Annotated in this window: 14 protein-coding genes and 2 tRNA genes; 10 read left to right on the top strand and 6 right to left on the bottom strand. The window is 42.9% G+C overall.

All coding sequences use genetic code 11. The annotated features are described in order from the left end of the window. Window positions 1-58: 58 nt before the first annotated feature. The 3 genes from GQF63_RS05595 to GQF63_RS05585 are packed head-to-tail and all read left to right on the top strand — an operon-like array spanning window position 59 to window position 2,525. Window positions 59-976 (top strand): hypothetical protein, encoded by a 918-nt coding sequence (locus GQF63_RS05595; protein ID WP_160368140.1) that lies wholly within the window; start codon window positions 59-61, stop codon window positions 974-976. Next, window positions 970-1,650: an ABC transporter ATP-binding protein gene (locus GQF63_RS05590; protein WP_160368135.1), complete on the top strand. Its 681-nt coding sequence runs from the start codon at window positions 970-972 to the stop codon at window positions 1,648-1,650. The genes GQF63_RS05595 and GQF63_RS05590 overlap by 7 nt, the downstream gene beginning before the upstream one ends. A 29-nt stretch (window positions 1,651-1,679) precedes the next feature. Then, on the top strand, window positions 1,680-2,525 hold the full coding sequence (locus GQF63_RS05585) for an EamA family transporter (RefSeq protein ID WP_160368134.1): 846 nt from the start codon (window positions 1,680-1,682) through the stop codon (window positions 2,523-2,525). Between the two features lie 737 nt (window positions 2,526-3,262). Here GQF63_RS05585 and GQF63_RS05580 read toward each other — a convergent pair. From GQF63_RS05580 to GQF63_RS05560, 5 genes are all read right to left on the bottom strand, one after another. Further along, a complete protein-coding gene (locus tag GQF63_RS05580) occupies window positions 3,263-6,430 on the bottom strand; it encodes an efflux RND transporter permease subunit (protein WP_160368132.1) in 3,168 nt (1,055 codons plus the stop codon). Between the two features lie 25 nt (window positions 6,431-6,455). Further along, window positions 6,456-7,514, bottom strand: a complete 1,059-nt coding sequence (locus GQF63_RS05575; RefSeq protein ID WP_160368131.1) for an efflux RND transporter periplasmic adaptor subunit — start codon at window positions 7,512-7,514, stop codon at window positions 6,456-6,458. 21 nt (window positions 7,515-7,535) lie between these two features. Then, on the bottom strand, window positions 7,536-8,828 hold the full coding sequence (locus tag GQF63_RS05570; RefSeq protein ID WP_246163328.1) for a TolC family protein: 1,293 nt from the start codon (window positions 8,826-8,828) through the stop codon (window positions 7,536-7,538). 32 nt (window positions 8,829-8,860) lie between these two features. Further along, window positions 8,861-9,466, bottom strand: a complete 606-nt coding sequence (locus GQF63_RS05565; RefSeq protein WP_160368127.1) for a TetR/AcrR family transcriptional regulator — start codon at window positions 9,464-9,466, stop codon at window positions 8,861-8,863. A gap of 137 nt (window positions 9,467-9,603) precedes the next feature. Continuing rightward, entirely contained in the window at window positions 9,604-10,266 is a 663-nt protein-coding gene (locus GQF63_RS05560) for an NUDIX hydrolase (protein WP_160368126.1), read from the bottom strand. A gap of 140 nt (window positions 10,267-10,406) precedes the next feature. Between GQF63_RS05560 and pfkA the strand changes: the two genes are divergently transcribed. Genes pfkA through gap form a run of 3 tightly spaced genes read left to right on the top strand, consistent with a single transcriptional unit; the run spans window position 10,407 to window position 13,246 of the window. Continuing rightward, window positions 10,407-11,390: a 6-phosphofructokinase gene (gene pfkA / locus GQF63_RS05555; protein ID WP_160368125.1), complete on the top strand. Its 984-nt coding sequence runs from the start codon at window positions 10,407-10,409 to the stop codon at window positions 11,388-11,390. 3 nt (window positions 11,391-11,393) lie between these two features. Then, window positions 11,394-12,242 (top strand): hypothetical protein, encoded by an 849-nt coding sequence (locus GQF63_RS05550; protein ID WP_160368124.1) that lies wholly within the window; start codon window positions 11,394-11,396, stop codon window positions 12,240-12,242. 5 nt (window positions 12,243-12,247) lie between these two features. Next, entirely contained in the window at window positions 12,248-13,246 is a 999-nt protein-coding gene (gap, locus tag GQF63_RS05545) for a type I glyceraldehyde-3-phosphate dehydrogenase (RefSeq protein WP_160368123.1), read from the top strand. A 91-nt stretch (window positions 13,247-13,337) separates the two neighbouring features. Here gap and mnmA read toward each other — a convergent pair whose 3' ends face one another. Next, the gene (mnmA, locus tag GQF63_RS05540) at window positions 13,338-14,435 is read right to left on the bottom strand and encodes a tRNA 2-thiouridine(34) synthase MnmA (RefSeq protein ID WP_160368122.1); all 1,098 of its coding nucleotides are present in this window, start codon (window positions 14,433-14,435) and stop codon (window positions 13,338-13,340) included. A 185-nt stretch (window positions 14,436-14,620) separates the two neighbouring features. Between mnmA and GQF63_RS05535 the strand changes: the two genes are divergently transcribed. From GQF63_RS05535 to GQF63_RS05520, 4 genes are all read left to right on the top strand, one after another. After that, window positions 14,621-14,696, top strand: a tRNA-Phe gene (locus GQF63_RS05535). A 41-nt stretch (window positions 14,697-14,737) separates the two neighbouring features. Next, window positions 14,738-14,813: transfer RNA gene (locus GQF63_RS05530), tRNA-Phe, on the top strand. Between the two features lie 118 nt (window positions 14,814-14,931). Beyond that, window positions 14,932-15,483 (top strand): RNA polymerase sigma-70 factor, encoded by a 552-nt coding sequence (locus tag GQF63_RS05525; RefSeq protein WP_160368121.1) that lies wholly within the window; start codon window positions 14,932-14,934, stop codon window positions 15,481-15,483. Window positions 15,484-15,614: 131 nt separating this feature from the next. After that, window positions 15,615-16,676 (top strand): FecR family protein, encoded by a 1,062-nt coding sequence (locus tag GQF63_RS05520; protein ID WP_160368120.1) that lies wholly within the window; start codon window positions 15,615-15,617, stop codon window positions 16,674-16,676. Window positions 16,677-16,788 lie beyond the last annotated feature (112 nt).

Below are 16,788 nucleotides of genomic sequence, written 5' to 3'. Positions count from 1 at the left end.
TTTTATTTTATTAATTTAGGTACTTAGTAAAACGAACAGCTAAACCTGCCGACAATTAATGAGATTCTATTTCCGAATACGCTTTACCTTACTAAAAAGACAGCTTGAAGATGCGGGATTACCCGCATGGGTAGGCCTACTATTCGCACTTGCATGTTACGTTTTTCTAGCCTTTCAGGTACAACGCTACATGACCATTGCGCCATTCGCAATACTAGCTATCGGGTTCTTTGCGGGCGTAAAACTAAGCAATAAGCAACAGGATGAATTGCTGAAAAGCAACTTCCCAACCCCAACTTACCGGAAAATACGACTGCTGGAGCAGTTCCTCCCTATTATCCCATTACTCATTATTTGCTTGATCTATGGCTTTTACACGGTAATTCTAGCCTTAGTCCTTTTTCACCTACTGCTTTATTTCTTTCCACTTCGCCTGGGTAGCAACAAATATTACCTGAGCTTCTTTCCCCATCATCCCTTCGAATTTACGCAGGGCTTACGGCGATTTATAGGCTTTTACGTGTTGGCCTATTGCTTTGGGGGCATCGGCTTAGCAGTAGACAACCCTAACCTCATCTTGGCAAGCTTCCTGTTAATCGCTATTCCGGTATTAAATATTTACGACTATATCGAACCCGAACCTTATATCTGGAATTATAACCGTAGCGCAGCCTCCTTTTTAGCCATGAAGATAGCGCGGGGATGTGGGCAGCATCTGTTGCTCTTTAGCCCTTTATTTGTCATGTTGCTCTTTAGCCCTTTATATCATCAATTATTTGCTCTGGCCATTTTGCTCCTCTTTTTATTGGCTTTGGGTCTGTTGATCTTAATCAAATACGCCATCTATCCGCGGGAGAAAAACATACCTGAAGCTATGATCTTTGCCATTGCTGTTGGCATCCCCATTTTTATATTCTTTCTCTATCCCTATTATTTCCGAAAGGCCACCCAAAACTTAAAGCTATTCTTATGTTAACCCTTACGAAGCTCTCCAAATCCTATGGCGAAAAACAGGTGCTCCAAGATGTTTCCATGGACTTATTGCCGGGCAAGGTGTATGGCCTGGTAGGCGAAAATGGAGCCGGCAAAACCACCCTATTCCGCTGCATTGCCGGTCTGGAACCCTATGATGGGCAGCTAGAAAGTAGCCATAAACCCTTAAAAGATGTCTTAGGTTACCTGACATCCGACTCCTATTTTATTCCGAAAATAACCGCTGAGGAGCATATTTTACTATTAACTGAAGCACGCGGCATTAAATTACAGGACCTAGCGAACTGCAACCTGTTCGATCTGCCATTAAAAAATCAAGCCAGCAGCTACTCCACCGGCATGAAAAAGAAACTTGCCCTCACGGCGGTACTGCTGCAGCAAAACCAATACTTCATTCTGGATGAACCCTACAATGGTATCGACTTCCAAAGTGCCATTATCCTGACCGCCATTATCCATCGCTTAAAGGAAGAAGGAAAAACCATATTAATATCCTCCCATATCTACTCCACCCTCAAAGATACCTGCGATGAGATTTTCTACCTCGATGAAGGCCAAATAAAACAAAGGGTGGAAAAGCCCGATTTCGATAAACTGGAAGAAGAAATGAAGACAAAAATCCTACGGGTAGAGCTGGATCGATTTTTTGGTCTTTAAGACGAAAGTAATTGTATATTCGTCTTAGCATGAAAAATAAGAATATTGCCGTTCCTGCCGCCTTGGCATCGATGATCTGTGTCCAAGGGGGTGCTTCCCTAGCCAAACGACTCTTCCCCGCTTTAGGCGCCATCGGCACCAGTACCCTACGCATCGGGCTATCGGCTATTATCTTGTTCTTTATCAACCGCCCCAAACTAGGAAGCTTCAACAAAAAACAATGGCTCTACTGCAGCATTTATGGCCTCGGCATTGCCGCCATGAACCTCATTTTCTACATGGCTATCCAACGAATCCCCCTAGGTTTGGGGGTTACCATTGAGTTCGTAGGCCCCTTGTTTTTGGCCCTAGTCCTCTCCCGCAAAGTCCTCGACCTGCTGTGGGCGCTATTAGCCTGTACAGGCATCTTATTGATTGTGCCTTGGGGAACCGGGGAAGTCGATCTGCTCGGCGTATTCCTGGCCTTCCTTGCCGGTGTATTCTGGGCCGTCTATATTGTAATGGGCGGTAAAGTATCCAAAGTAATGGATAGCAAAGATGCCGTATCCACAGGCATGCTGATCGCAGCCCTTTTTATTATTCCCTTCGCCATTTGGGATGGCCAATTACTAAAAATTACACCCCTGCTATTCCTACAAGGACTAGGCGTCGCTATTTTATCAAGCGCCCTCCCCTTCTCCTTAGATATGATTGCCCTCAAACAATTACCGGCAAAAACATTCTCCATCCTCACCAGCCTGCAACCAGCCTTCGCCGCCCTCTCCGGACTACTCTTCCTGCAAGAAAACCTCAGCTTCCTGCAATGGATATCCATTGCCTGCGTGGTAATGGCCAGCGTGGGAACAACATTGTTCAATAGGAGATATGAGATGTGAGATATGAGATATGAGAGCTGGGTGGTGAGAGCTGGGTGCTGATCCTTGTTTTTCATTGTTGACGCTTTGTACCGCGTTGTGTCCAGAGTTGTCATCGTGAGCGGAGTCGAACGACTGGTACGTCAGTGCAATCAGCAACACATATAATACTCATTAACAGTATGTTGCAAAAAAAAAACATGTCATTGGTAGCTGTCATGGTGAGCGGAGTCGAACCACGAACCATTGGTACGTCAGTGCAATCAACCGTACTAAGCACATTTATTAATAGCATTTTATAGCAATAGATCATTACTAAAACTTGCCATCACAAATAAGCAAAGCTTATAAACACCTCTAAGTTTACCCCTTTCCTCTTCCCTTTCACTCCCCTTTCAAACCCAATTCAACCCCCTTTGAAAAGGGGGCAAATAGGGAACAGAAAAAAGATTGAATGGATGAAAAAATAGGGTAATTGGGAAGCATAGGTGACTTATGCAATAACGATAAAAAAACGGGCAGTGGTTTCCACCTGCCCGTTTAAAATTATTTTATGTATTAATAAAAATGTTAATACAACTTATTGTTGATATGCGTGATAAGCATTGCTGATTGTACTGACGTACCAGTCGTTCGTGGTTCGACTCCGCTCACCATGACAACCCTGGACACAACGCGGCACAAAGCGTCAACAATGAAAAACAAGGATCACCACCCAGCTCTCATATCTCACATCTCACATCTCATATCTATTAAACCTAATGCTTCACGTCCATTTCGTCCACATAGTTTTCGTTCATCACGAAATCTGCATCCATCAATTCGGCGTAATCAGTTTTTTCTTTCTTACCGAATCTTCTTTGCAAGCTATCGAAGATGGAGTATACCACAGGTACAACCACCAAGGTTAATAACAGGGATGACAAAAGTCCCCCGATAATAACGATGGCTAGACCACGGTTCATGTCGGCACCATCACCTGTTGCCATAGCAATAGGAATCATACCGAACACCATCGCGATGGTCGTCATTAAAATCGGACGAAGACGGGCGTGGTTAGCCGCTACCAAGGCGTCGTGTGTCGAGTCGCCATGTTCCTTCCGGTGGTTGGCAAAGTCGACCAATAGAATCGCGTTCTTCGCTACCAATCCAATCAACATGATGATACCTAAGATGGTAAAGATGTTTAAGGACTGTCCGGTCAAAGCCAAGAGTAACAAGGCTCCGATAAAGGACAGAGGAATAGAGAACATCACGACAAATGGTGTAGAGAAACTATCGTATAGGGATACCATTACTAAGTATACCAATAAGATGGAGGCCAATAAGGCGATACCTAAGGTACCGAAACCTTCTTGCTGACTTTCCATATTACCTCCCCAGATGTAAACTACCCCTGGCTTACGCTCTAATTTCGAGAATTCTGTTTCCCACTCGCCCGCAACCTCACCTAAGGTACGACCGATAATAGACGCCTGTACGGATACGGCAGGTGATTTATCGCGACGTTCCAATAAGGATGGTCCAGAGCTATAGCCTACTTCAGCAAATTGCTCTAAGGAAATCGGAGTACCCTTGTCGTTGATAAACTTCAAGTTTCTCACGTCTGCAATATTCGAACGGCTAGATTCTGAGAAACGAATATTAATATCGTATTCATTATCGCCAGCACGGAATTTATTATCTGTATTTCCGGAGAAGGCAGTCTGCATGGTCATACCAACAGTGGCCACATTCAAGCCTAGAGAAGTCATTTTCTCGCGATCTACTTTGACGTTGATCTCCGGGTTACCCCCTTCAGAAGATAATTTCACGTTGGTTGCTCCTGGCACCTTACGCAACAGGTCTGCCGCTTGTACGGCGAACTCAGAGGCATCAGCCACATCCGAAGCAATTACAGTCAGTTTCAACGGTGCTTGCTCTGCGCCCATTAAGCCCATATTCACCGACTTAATTTTTGCGCCGATCAAGGCATTTTCCAATTCACGTTGCAATACGGCCGCATATACTTTGGAGTTCTCGGTATAGCTATCTTTCATGATCACGTGGATCTCTGATTTATAGCGAGAACCTGCGGTAGACATCACCCCATCGGATGATTGACCTACGGTGGTAATGATACGCTCTACTTCTGGCTTGGCTTTAATAATAGCTTCTGCTTTCTGGGTCAAGAAGTTTGTTTTCTCTAAAGAAGCATCTTTCTCCAATTCCAATTGAATCATATACTCCCCTTTATCAGAAGCCGGGAAGAAGTCGGAACCAATATAACCTAAGAAGGATAAGCTACAAGAACCGGCGAAAAGCACAATGGCAATAGCCAAGGTTGCCAATTTAGTGGCACGGCTTTTTAAACACCATTCCAAGATAGCGGTAATCCAGTTGGTAAATTTGGTCAATCCAGCTTCGAAACCATGGATAATACGTCCAAAGAATGATTTTGAATTGATATGTTCGATTTTTCCAAAACGTGAGTATAACCAAGGCACCACGGTAAAGGATACCAATAAGGATAACATGGTGGCAATAATTACCGTAACACAGAATTGAGCCAAGATATTGGCTACCAATCCGGATGACATAGCGATAGGCAAGAATACCACGACGATTACCAAGGTAATGGCCGATACGGTAAACCCGATTTCCTTCGCTCCGTCATAGGCGGCACGCACTTTATTTTTACCCATTTCCATATGGCGGTGAATGTTCTCGATTACGACGATCGCATCATCCACCAGGATACCAACTACCAGGGAAAGTCCTAATAAAGACATCAAGTTTAGGGTATAGCCCATTAACAGGAGTCCGATAAAAGTAGCCACTAAGGATAGTGGAATAGCCACCATGGTAATGGCCGCATTACGCAAACTATGTAAGAAGAATAACATGATGAAACCTACCAATGCTACGGCGATCATTAAGTCGTGCATTACGTTGTTAGCGGCATTCAAGGTATAGTCGGTCGAGTCATTCGCCACCAATACTTTTACATCATTCGTTGCGTAATCTTTCTCTACCGTTTGAATGGTTTCTTTCACCAATTTGGATACTTCCACGGCATTGGCATCCGACTGCTTGAACACCTGCAATAAGATGGTGTTCTTTTGGTCTAACCGCGCAATTTTCTCAATCTCTTTGATACCATCTTGCACATCGGCCACATCACGTAAAAAGATAGTGATTCCTTTTGGCGTGGTGATAGGCAGGTTTCTCAACTCATCCACCGATGTTACTTTTCCGGCCAAACGGATGGTGGTCCGGTTTTCTCGGGTACTCACGTTTCCGGTAGGGAAGTCTAAGTTCGACTGGGCGATAACCTGTTGAACCTGCGCAATAGAAAGGCCGTAACCCTCTAATTTCTCTGCATCTACACTTACCTGGATTTCACGTTCCTCACCACCAATCAAGTCTACCTTAGCTACCCCGTTGATACGGGCGAAAATAGGCTGAATCTTATTGTCTAGGAGGTCGTAAAGTTGCTTTTCAGAAAGCTTAGAGGTTACCGCTAAGCTCATGATGGCCACGTCGTCTAAGGAGAACTTGTTCAACGATGGCGGATCTACGTCTTCGGGTAAATCCTTTAAGATGGCGTTAATTTTACGCTGGGCATCGGTCAGCAAGAAGTTGACGTCGGCTCCATCGTTCAAGGTAATCATTACAATAGAGACGTTCTCCATGGAGGTTGACTCCAGTTTCTTAATATTCTCTAAGGAGGAAACGGCATCTTCAATTTTCTTGGTTACGGTATTTTCCACCTCGGTAGGCGATGCTCCCGGGTAAACCGTTTGAATGGTAATTACGTTTACCTCGAACTTAGGTACGAGCTCATATCCCAATTGGGAATAGGAGAATATCCCACCCAAGGTCAGTATTATAAATAATACGATGATCAGGCTGGGACGTTTTATCGATATTTCAGTAATCTTCATGATTTAATTTTAGAATGGGCACAAACTATTTAATAACCTCAACAGGAGATTGGTCTAACAGGTTGATTTGACCCGAGATAATCACTTGGTCGCCTGCTTGTAATCCGCTGGTTACTTCGATCAGATCACCAAAGCTTCTACCTGCCATTACTTTTATTTCAATAGCTTTACCATTTTTAAGCACAAATACGCGGTTGTCGGAGATACTTCCTACGAAAGCCGTACGTGGAATAACCAATACAGAGGCTGAACCTTCGCCACCGAATACAGCAGTACCGTACATCCCTGCACGAAGCTCATTGTTCGGGTTATTCGCGATTTCAATTTCTACCGGGAAGTTTAAGCTGCCATCCGATTTTGGCGCGATAAAGGTAATGCGTCCGCTGAATTTCTTATCGGCATACACACTTACCAATACCTCTACTTGCTGCCCCACACGTAGGGTAGCCACATTTTTCTCGTCTACATTTACACGCAGTTTCAAGGTGCTAACATTCACGATATCGAACGCCGGCGTACCTGGGCTTACATAAGCACCTGGTTCAATTTTACGGGCATTGACAATACCGCCTACGGAGGTTTTGATCGTTACATCACCTGCGTTTAACTTCGCACTTTTCAAGTTGTTCTTCGCGTTTTCAAATTGTAAGCGCATCTGATCTACTTGTTGTTGGGTTACCCCACCTGTTGAAAGTGCGCTTTCGTAGCGTTGTAAGGTAGCTTGTGCATTATCGTAAGCGGCTTGCGCATTAGCAACCCCTACGTTTAATTTATCGCCTTCTACTACGGCTAAAGTTTGACCTGCAGATACACGAGAACCTTCGTCAACCAAAACACGAACCACACGGCCGCCTGTTTCAGCAGCAACGGTTACTTCTTGCTTCGGCATAAAGGTACCGTTGGATTGGTAGGCCAGGCTCATTTGTTGATTTTGTGCCGTATCGATACGCACGGCAACGGCCGCATTTTTCTGCGCTACGATGGCTGTTTCTTGCTCTACTTTCGCCTTGTTTTTGTTCAGGATGAACATGATGCCGGCTAAAACTGCAGCAATGATTATGATGGATATAATTACGCGTTTCATAATGTGTATTAAGGGTTGTGATTATTCGTTTACTAATGATTTTAAATTTCCGTTTGCTTTGATCAGCTGTACCTCGGCAACTTTATAGTTTAACAGCGAGGTATTTAAGTTGTTTTGCGCGTCTGCATAGGCGTTCTCGGCATCTAGCAGTTCCGTTAAGGTGGCTAATCCATTTCTATAGTTGTTTTGGGTATCATCCATCACTTCTTTGGCCAACTGCACGTTGCGGCGGTTTTGATCAACCGTTAACAAGCTGTTCTTAATTTGCGCACGGGCATTTTCATTGGCTAAGTTTAAGGCTAGCTTGGTATCCTCTAAATCAACCTGCGCCTGTTTGATCTTAATGGTTGCCTGATTGATTTTGGCCTTGGTTGCTCCCCCATTGAAAATAGGGATAGACAGGTTTAAGCCTAATCCGGAACTTCCGAACCAGTTGAAGTTTCCGCCGACAGGGAAGCCTTGACCAAATCCTTGGTAGCCTAAATCACCACCGAAAGATAATCTTGGGTAGTAATCGGCTTTCATGCTTTCGCGGTTTAACTCCAGCAATTCATTTTGTTTCTCTAACACTTTGATCTCAGAGCGTGCAGCTAAATCATAGCCCGCTGCCGAAGCCAGGCTAGCATCTATAGCAAAGGTCTCATTCGGTAAAACGATATCCGTTTCCATTGGCATACCAATGGCAAACTTCAAGGCATTTTCCTTTAATTCTAAAGCATTCACGATAATCTGGCGATTGGCCTGTAAGTTATTGATAGCCACATTCGTGCGGTCTAAATCAATTTTACGACCTAAGCCGGCAGTCACCAAACCCGAGATGACATCCCTGGTTTTGGTGGTACTGTTTAAGTTATCTTCAATGGTCTGCAATTGCAATTGCGTAGTGTACACGTCATAGTACGAATTTGCTACTTTTTCGATCAATTGTTCTTCGGTTAATTGATGATTAATGGCATAAAACTCGCGTGTTGTACGCGCCGCCTTCAACCCGGTAAATAGGGATTGGTTGAAGATTTGCTGATTCACTGAAAGTGCCGCGGTCGAGTTCCAAGGCTGCCCCATTTTAAGATAGGTGGTCTGTCCATTCATATCAATGGGCATACTTGGGATAATCGCATTATATTTCAAGGAAGCAGAACCATTGATTTGAGGAAGTGCTCCAGCGCGAACCTCATCAATTTGGTATTGCGCATTCTCAACATCCAATCTGGACTTCTTCGCTTCGGCCTTGTTTTCCAGTGCAAATTGCACAGCTTCCTGCAAGGTCAGCGTTTCTTGAGCATGCAACATGGAACTGGAAAATATCCCAGCCATGAATAGTGTGATTATATTTATCCTTTTCATTTCTATTTGTTTCTAATAATACGCCCTTCAAAAATTAGACGGGCCGCGCGGATTTGACTTGCTAGAATGATGGCGATATTCTCCTCATTAGGAATACCGGTGATAACGTCTGAAAGGGTGTGCAACAAGCTTACGCCTTTTATAATTTCGGTAAAGGCCTGTGCTGCTTCTTTCGGATCGTCCATGCTTAGTTCGCCAGCTTCTATTGCTTTTTTGAACAACACTTCGACACATAACATATCGCGTTCGTAGTGTTCTTCCATCGTACACTTAATATCAATACCTTTCAACCAGTCCATATTCTCTGTAATATGCAACACATAGTATTTGCGCATAAAACTATTTTTCATGGTCAAGATTTCGATGATGATATCGATGAGGTTGTTATTGTACTTTTTAATGATCTCCAGCTCTTCTTGGTGGATGCCATCAATAATAAAATTCAACACATCCAGAATCAAGCTCGACTTGTCTGGATAGTAGTAGTATAAATTTGCTTTAGTAATTCGCAAATCATCAGCGATCTCGTTCATTGTGGTCTTGTGGAAACCAAAATGCGAAAAGCGTTTGAGCGCTGTTTCGACGATCTGATCTTTACGATTTTCCATTTCTCTCCTTTTTTATCTTTTGACTTTTTTCAAATTTTGTTCAAAAGTAAAGAAAGTCCAGTAAATTATATCATACCAGTGTCAAAAAGTTGCTTATTAACAATTTCTTAACGTAACGGATAAGGGAAAAGCTACATTTAGTCTTGAGAAAATTGCTTCAGGAATTTTTTCTTATCAAAGGAATAGAGTTTGGCTGCACGGTAGGAAACCCCTTTTTGGAATTCATTAAGCTCTTTTAAGTAACCTAGGTTGTTAATTTTCTTCCGAAAGTTCCGTTTATCGAGCTTTTTGTTAAGGATGGCCTCATACACTTGTTGCAATTGGGTAAGTGTAAATTTTGTAGGTAATAATTCGTACGGAGCCGTAGAGTATGTAACAGATTTTTTTAAACGCTCTAAACTTAGTTGAATAATTTCACGATGGTCGAAGGCCAAATCAGGCAGTTCATCGATGGAGAACCATTTTAATTGGCGCATATAACTGGAGGTTGGGGCAATTTTATTTTTCACCTCTTCCATTTGTACCAAGGCCATGTAGGCTACAGTGAGAATGCGACCCTCGGGATGGCGCTTAACGCCTGCAAAAGCGGCCAATTGGTCCATATAGATGTCTTTAAGGCCGGTCATCTCCAGTAAAATCCGGGCAACCGCATCTTCCATTTCTTCGTATTTATTGACAAAATATCCCGGGAGTGCCCACCAATCTTTATACGGATATTCGTTACGTTCGGCTAAAAGTATCTTTAGTTGACCCTCATCAAAACTAAAAATCACACAATCAATGGTAAAATGCGTCTGCAAAATCTAAATTTAATTTAACTGATTAAACTGGTTTCCTAAATAATATCAACAATAATAGAAATAGACAAACAAATTACCAAAAAAATTTAATAGTGTAAGAAATACACATTATATTCGTATTTCTAAAATTGAGGAACCTAATGAGTACGATAAAAAGGATTGGTGTTTATACTTCGGGGGGCGATGCCCCTGGGATGAATGCTGCCATACGCGCTGTTGTGAGAACGGCATTATTCCATAATATCAAAGTAACCGGTATTTACCGCGGTTACGAAGGGATGATTGAAGGTGATTTTAAAGACTTGGTAAGCCGCTCGGTAAGCTCCATTTTGCAAAAAGGGGGAACCATGTTGAAATCGGCCCGCTGCCCGGAATTCAGAACGCCAGAAGGCCGTAAAAAAGCCTTTGACAACATTCAGAAAGCTGGAATAGATGCATTAGTGGCCATTGGTGGCGACGGTACATTTACCGGAGCAAAAGTTTTCTCGGAAGAATATAATATCCCGGTGATGTGTATTCCCGGAACCATTGATAACGACCTTTACGGAACAGACTTTACCTTAGGATTTGATACCGCGAATAATACGGTAATTGAAGCGATCGATAAAATTAAAGATACCGCTGCATCACATAATCGTTTATTTTTCGTTGAAGTAATGGGTAGAGATAACGGCAGTATCGCCTTATACGCCGGTGTAGCAGGTGGCGCGGAAGCCATTATGCTTCCGGAAAAAGATACCGCCATCGACGAGCTTATCGACCTTTTGGAAGTGGCCAAAGAGCGCAATAAAACCTCGATGATTGTGATTGTAGCCGAGGGCGACAAAAACGGCGGGGTGTATAATGTAGCGAAACGTGTGAAAGAAAAATTTGATTTTTATGACACAAAAGTTAGTATATTAGGACACTTGCAACGCGGCGGATCGCCGAGCAGCTTCGACCGGATTTTGGCAACTCGTATGGGCTATTTCGCCGTAAATGAGTTATTACGTGGAAATACGAACGGAACTGTAGGCATCAGAGGCAGCAAGATCACCTCAACCAGCCTGGAAGAGGCCCTGAAAAACAAAGAGTTCAAGCTGGATGAAGAACTCCTTACCATTTCCGAAGTAATGAATATTTAACACATGATAGCAGTAGTATATAGCGGATCAAGATATGCTGATTGGCGGTTGGCAGAAAAAGGCAGGATTTTACATGGCTTCCGGACAACCGGTATTAATCCGTATATCCAAGATGAACGCTTTATCTACCAGCTGCTAAACAAGAACACCCAATTGATCAATAATGCGGAGAAAATTCGCAAGATCTATTTCTTTGGTGCCGGCGCCTCCTCCAGAGAGCGGCAAGCCAAAATTGAAAAGGTCTTCGCGCAGTTCTTTAAAAATGCCAAAGTAAAAGCCAGCCATGATGTGCTCGCCTCAGCGATCTCTACCTTCGGCAATGAAAAAGGCATTATCGGCATTATTGGTTCGGGATCGAATGCTGCCTATTATAACGGCCGCAAGATTATCGATAATAACTATGGCCTAGGCTATATCCTGGCCGATGAAGCTTCCACCAACTGGCAAGCCCGACAGATTCTGAAGGACTTCCTGACCGAAGCTATGCCACAGGGATTCCGTGAGAAATTACTGCGCAAGCATAATATCGACCGGAAAACTATTCTCGATAAAATATATAATACCCCAAACCCGAACATATTCCTGACCTCCTTTGCCGATTTTATATTGGAAAACAAAGAGGACCCTTACATGGAGGGAATTATTAAAAAGGGCTTGGAAATGTATGTGAAAACATACCTGGTTCCCTTATCGGAATCGTATCCAGATGCAACCTTACATTTTACAGGATCCGTAGCCAATCACTACGCTGATTTGTTACGGTCAATCGCCGATGATCATCACCTCACGGTAGGAACGATTATTCGCGAACCTGTACAGAACCTATTAAAATATTATTTAAATAAAAATTAGTTAAAATGAAAATTGGAATTAACGGATTTGGCCGTATTGGTCGTTTAGCTTTCAGAGCTGCTGTAAAACGCAGTGATATTGAAGTAGTAGGTATCAACGATTTAGTGGAGCCAGACTACTTAGCTTATATGTTAAAATACGATTCTACGCACGGTAAATTTGACGGTACAGTAGAAGTGAAAGACGGTCATTTAGTAGTAAACGGAAAAACCATCCGTGTTACGGCTGAAAAAGACCCTGCAAACTTGAAATGGGACGAAGTAGGTGCTGAAGTTGTTATCGAATCTACAGGTTTCTTCTTGACCAAAGAATTAGCACAAAAACACATCGACGCAGGTGCGAAAAAAGTTATTATGTCTGCACCAGCAAAAGATGACACCCCTACTTTCGTAATGGGTGTGAACCATAAAGATTTGAAAGCTGAGTACAACATCGTATCAAACGCTTCCTGTACTACAAACTGTTTAGCGCCTATCGCGAAAGTATTGAACGATAAGTTCGGTATCGTGGAAGGATTAATGACTACAGTTCACGCGGTAACAGCAACGCAAAAAACAGTAGACGGCCCTTCAGCAAAAGACTGGAGAGGTGGTCGCGGTGCTTACCAAAACATTATCCCTTCTTCTACAGGTGCAGCAAAAGCTGTAGGTTTAGTATTGCCTGAGTTGAAAGGTAAATTAACGGGTATGTCCCTACGTGTTCCTACTGCTGACGTATCTGTTGTTGATTTAACGGTACGTTTAGACAAAGGAGCATCTTACGAAGACATCAAAAAAGCAATGAAAGATGCTTCTGAAGGTGAATTGAAAGGTATCTTAGGCTATACAGAAGATGATGTAGTTTCTACAGACTTCTTAGGCGACGAGCGTACATCCATCTTCGACGCGAAAGCAGGTATCTCCCTAAATGATAACTTCGTGAAAGTAATTTCATGGTATGATAACGAATGGGGTTATTCGAACAAAATCATCGACCTTGCGCAAGAAGTAGCTAAATTAAGCTAAGCCTGGCAGGTTAATAATAGAAAAAGCTGATGGAATTCCATCAGCTTTTTTTTATGCTTTGTTAATAAGGCTTGACTTCTTTTAGTACTGCTTAGTTTTCTTTCATCAGGAAGCCACCGCCTAATAGGTCATCGCCTTCGTAGAATACAGCAGACTGTCCTGGTGCAATTCCTTTCACCCGATGGGCAAAGTCTACCTGCATAATATTTCCTTGCTGTGTAAGGGTAGATAAAGCGCCTGGATCCTTATAACGGATCTTGGTGATAGCTTCCATCGGTTCATCCAAAGAAGCGTATTTAACCAAGTTAATATCGCGAACAAAGGCTTGCGTACGTTCGAGCTCATGCTCCTCGCCTAGCATCACAGAATTGCTCTCCGGAAGGATCTGAATCACGAACATCGGCTTTCCTAAGGCAATCCCTAATCCCTTACGCTGTCCGATGGTGAAATAGGGATAGCCAATATGCTGTCCTACTACCGTTCCGTCGGATAGAATAAAGTTTCCTGGCCCAATTTCCTGATCGATATTCGGCTTCTTGTGGCGCAAGAAGGATCGGTAATCGTTATCCGGTACAAAACAGATCTCATAGCTCTCTGATTTGTTAGCCAATTCCTGCTGTCCCATTTCTAAGGCCATCTGGCGGATCTCCTGTTTCGTAAAGCTTCCTAATGGGAATTGCGTACGGGCCAAGTTCTCTTGCGAAACACCCCATAACACGTAAGATTGATCCTTATTCTCATCCCGACCTTTTGAGATGACGTAGCGGCCATTATCGTGCAAGCGGATGTTTGCATAATGTCCGGTGGCAATAAACTCACAGTCTAACTTATTCGCTCGCTTAATGAGGGCTTCCCATTTAATATGGGTATTGCACAACACACAAGGATTCGGTGTGCGACCCGCGATATACTCATCAACAAAATTATCGATGACATAATCGCCAAACTCATCACGGATATCTAAAATATAATGTGGAAAACCGTAGTTCACCGCTAAAGTGCGGGCATCGTTAATGCTATCGAGGCTGCAACATCCTGTTTCCTTAGAAGAGCCCCCTGCGCTTGCATAATCCCATGTCTTCATGGTAATACCAATCACTTCATAGCCCTGTTCATGTAGCATAACGGCAGCTACTGAGCTATCCACTCCACCACTCATGGCTACCAAAACTCTTCCTTTTTTACTCATAACCTTTTATTGAAGTGCAAAGATACCGTAAATTGAGGAATACCAATGTTTATTTGATGTAATTTTATCTCAATCAAAATCAAGGTTTTGCTGAATTCCTCGAAAAATATTCGGCGAAAAGTTTTAGATTACGAAAAAAGACGGTACATTTGCATCGCAAGTTCGGTAAGGGATTTGCAAAAAAAGGTGCCATAGCTCAGTTGGTAGAGCAAAGGACTGAAAATCCTTGTGTCGCTGGTTCGAATCCAGCTGGCACCACCACAATCTGACAAGTAACAGATTCCAAACAAAGACTTGAAAAAGGTGCCATAGCTCAGTTGGTAGAGCAAAGGACTGAAAATCCTTGTGTCGCTGGTTCGAATCCAGCTGGCACCACCAAGAATCCTCATACGTTACAGTTTGAGGATTTTTTTTGCCCCATAGTCACGGAAATTGCCGGGGAAATGTTCACCGTTATAAATTATTATTGATAATTTAGTTTCACTTTGTGAAAAGCATGAACCCTATACCATATGAAATTGACTGGCAAAAGGAAATTGGCAAGATAAATGACCATAGGGATGCAAACGCCTTCAAATTGCTTTTCCATCATTTTTACACGGATCTCCTTAGCTTTTCAACCGCTATTTCTAATCATCAAGAAGCTTCCGAAGATATTATTGCCGAGTTGATGCTAAAGATATGGCAGCAACCGGAGAAGCTCCTAGGGGTAAAAAACCTGAAAACATACCTCTTCATCTCTACTCGAAACTTGACCCTCAATTACCTGGAGAAGAATAAGGTTCGCGACAACTACATCTTGAGCAATCCAGAGATTACTCAACAAGACTACAATCCCGAAGATCAGTTGGTTTCCAAAGAAATCATCCAGAAGATTAATCAAGCCATCGAACAACTTCCGCCGAAAACTAAGATGGCTTTCACGTTGGTGAAAGATAATGACTGCAGCTATGCCGAGGCCGCAGATATTATGGAAATAAGCATTAAAACCGTGGATAGGCACCTCCAGATTGCTTTAGCCAAGATCCGCGATTTCTTGAACCGCTAAATAAATTCCTTCAACCGCAGCAAGAAGCAGGAATATCCCCTACTTTTAAAAATTTATATTTTTTTTCAATTTCTATTGGGGAGTTCTCTTTCGCTACCTGTCTTATAGGTAGATTACCCGAAAAGAAGACCATGGACGACCAACGATTTTATGATTTAGTACATTTATTTCTAAGCAAGCAACTGAACGATCAGGAGCAAGCCGAGCTTTCCGCGATCTTGAAAGCGGATGCCGAGCGCGCGTTGATTTTCCAAGAGTTGACGAGTGCGAAGAAAATCGTTGTTCCAGCTAGCGAATTAGAAAAACGCTTTCAACAGATTGTGGATAGCCCCCTGCATCCTGAAGAAACAATCGAAACGCCTGTAGTTGCCATCAAAAAGCATGGTTACTTAAAATATGCCGCCGTTCTCCTAATTTTTCTTTTAGCTGCCGGACTTATCTATCGTTATTACGGTTCATCGAAAGCAGATAGCTATGCGGTATTCATGGAAACCAAAAACGGCGAGCGCAAAGAAATCACCTTACCCGATGGCACGCATATATGGCTAAACGGCGGTAGTAAGCTTGCCTATAAGCATTCTTTCGGCAAAGAAGACCGGGATATCCGGTTGGAAGGCGAAGCTTTTTTTGATGTTGCACATAACAAGAGCTTACCGATGTATGTTGAAGCCAAGAACATGACCATTAAAGTCGTGGGAACCTCCTTTAACGTGCGCTCTTATCCTGATGAAGCCAATACAGAAACTTGCTTAGTGGATGGCATCATTGAGCTGTATGTCAATAAAAACCTTAAACATGGAGAACCTATCCATGTTGTTCCGGGAGAGAAGATTAAAATCCAGGCGCAGGAAGCGGAAGCTGAAACAGCGAAAGAAGAAGTCGCCGTTGTTCAGCCGGAAAAGCTAAAAATCCAAAAGAGCCAATTTTTGAAAAAAGACCCTAGCATTCAACCTTCTGAAATTGCATGGAAAGATAATACCCTGGCCTTTGATGCCGAACCTTTGGCAGTCATTATCTCCAAACTGGAGAAATGGTATAACATTCCAATTGTGTTAAAAAACAAAGCACTTGCGGAGAACTTAGTATCGGGTTCTTTCAAAGATACAGATATCGAAACCGTGCTGTTTTGGATCAAGGAAAGTGGTCTCAATTTGAATTACACGATCAACAATAACCAGATAACCATTTATTAACCAAAAACTTAGATACCAAGAAACAGAAATAACCAAGCAGCATAAAAAAAGGACGCATCCCATGATGCATCCTTCTACAATTTATCATTAACTAAGTGCCTAGCCCTGAGAA

The sequence above is a fragment of the Sphingobacterium humi genome, assembly GCF_009768885.1.
Lineage (GTDB): Bacteria > Bacteroidota > Bacteroidia > Sphingobacteriales > Sphingobacteriaceae > Sphingobacterium > Sphingobacterium humi.
This window is presented reverse-complemented; position numbering and strand designations above follow the sequence as displayed.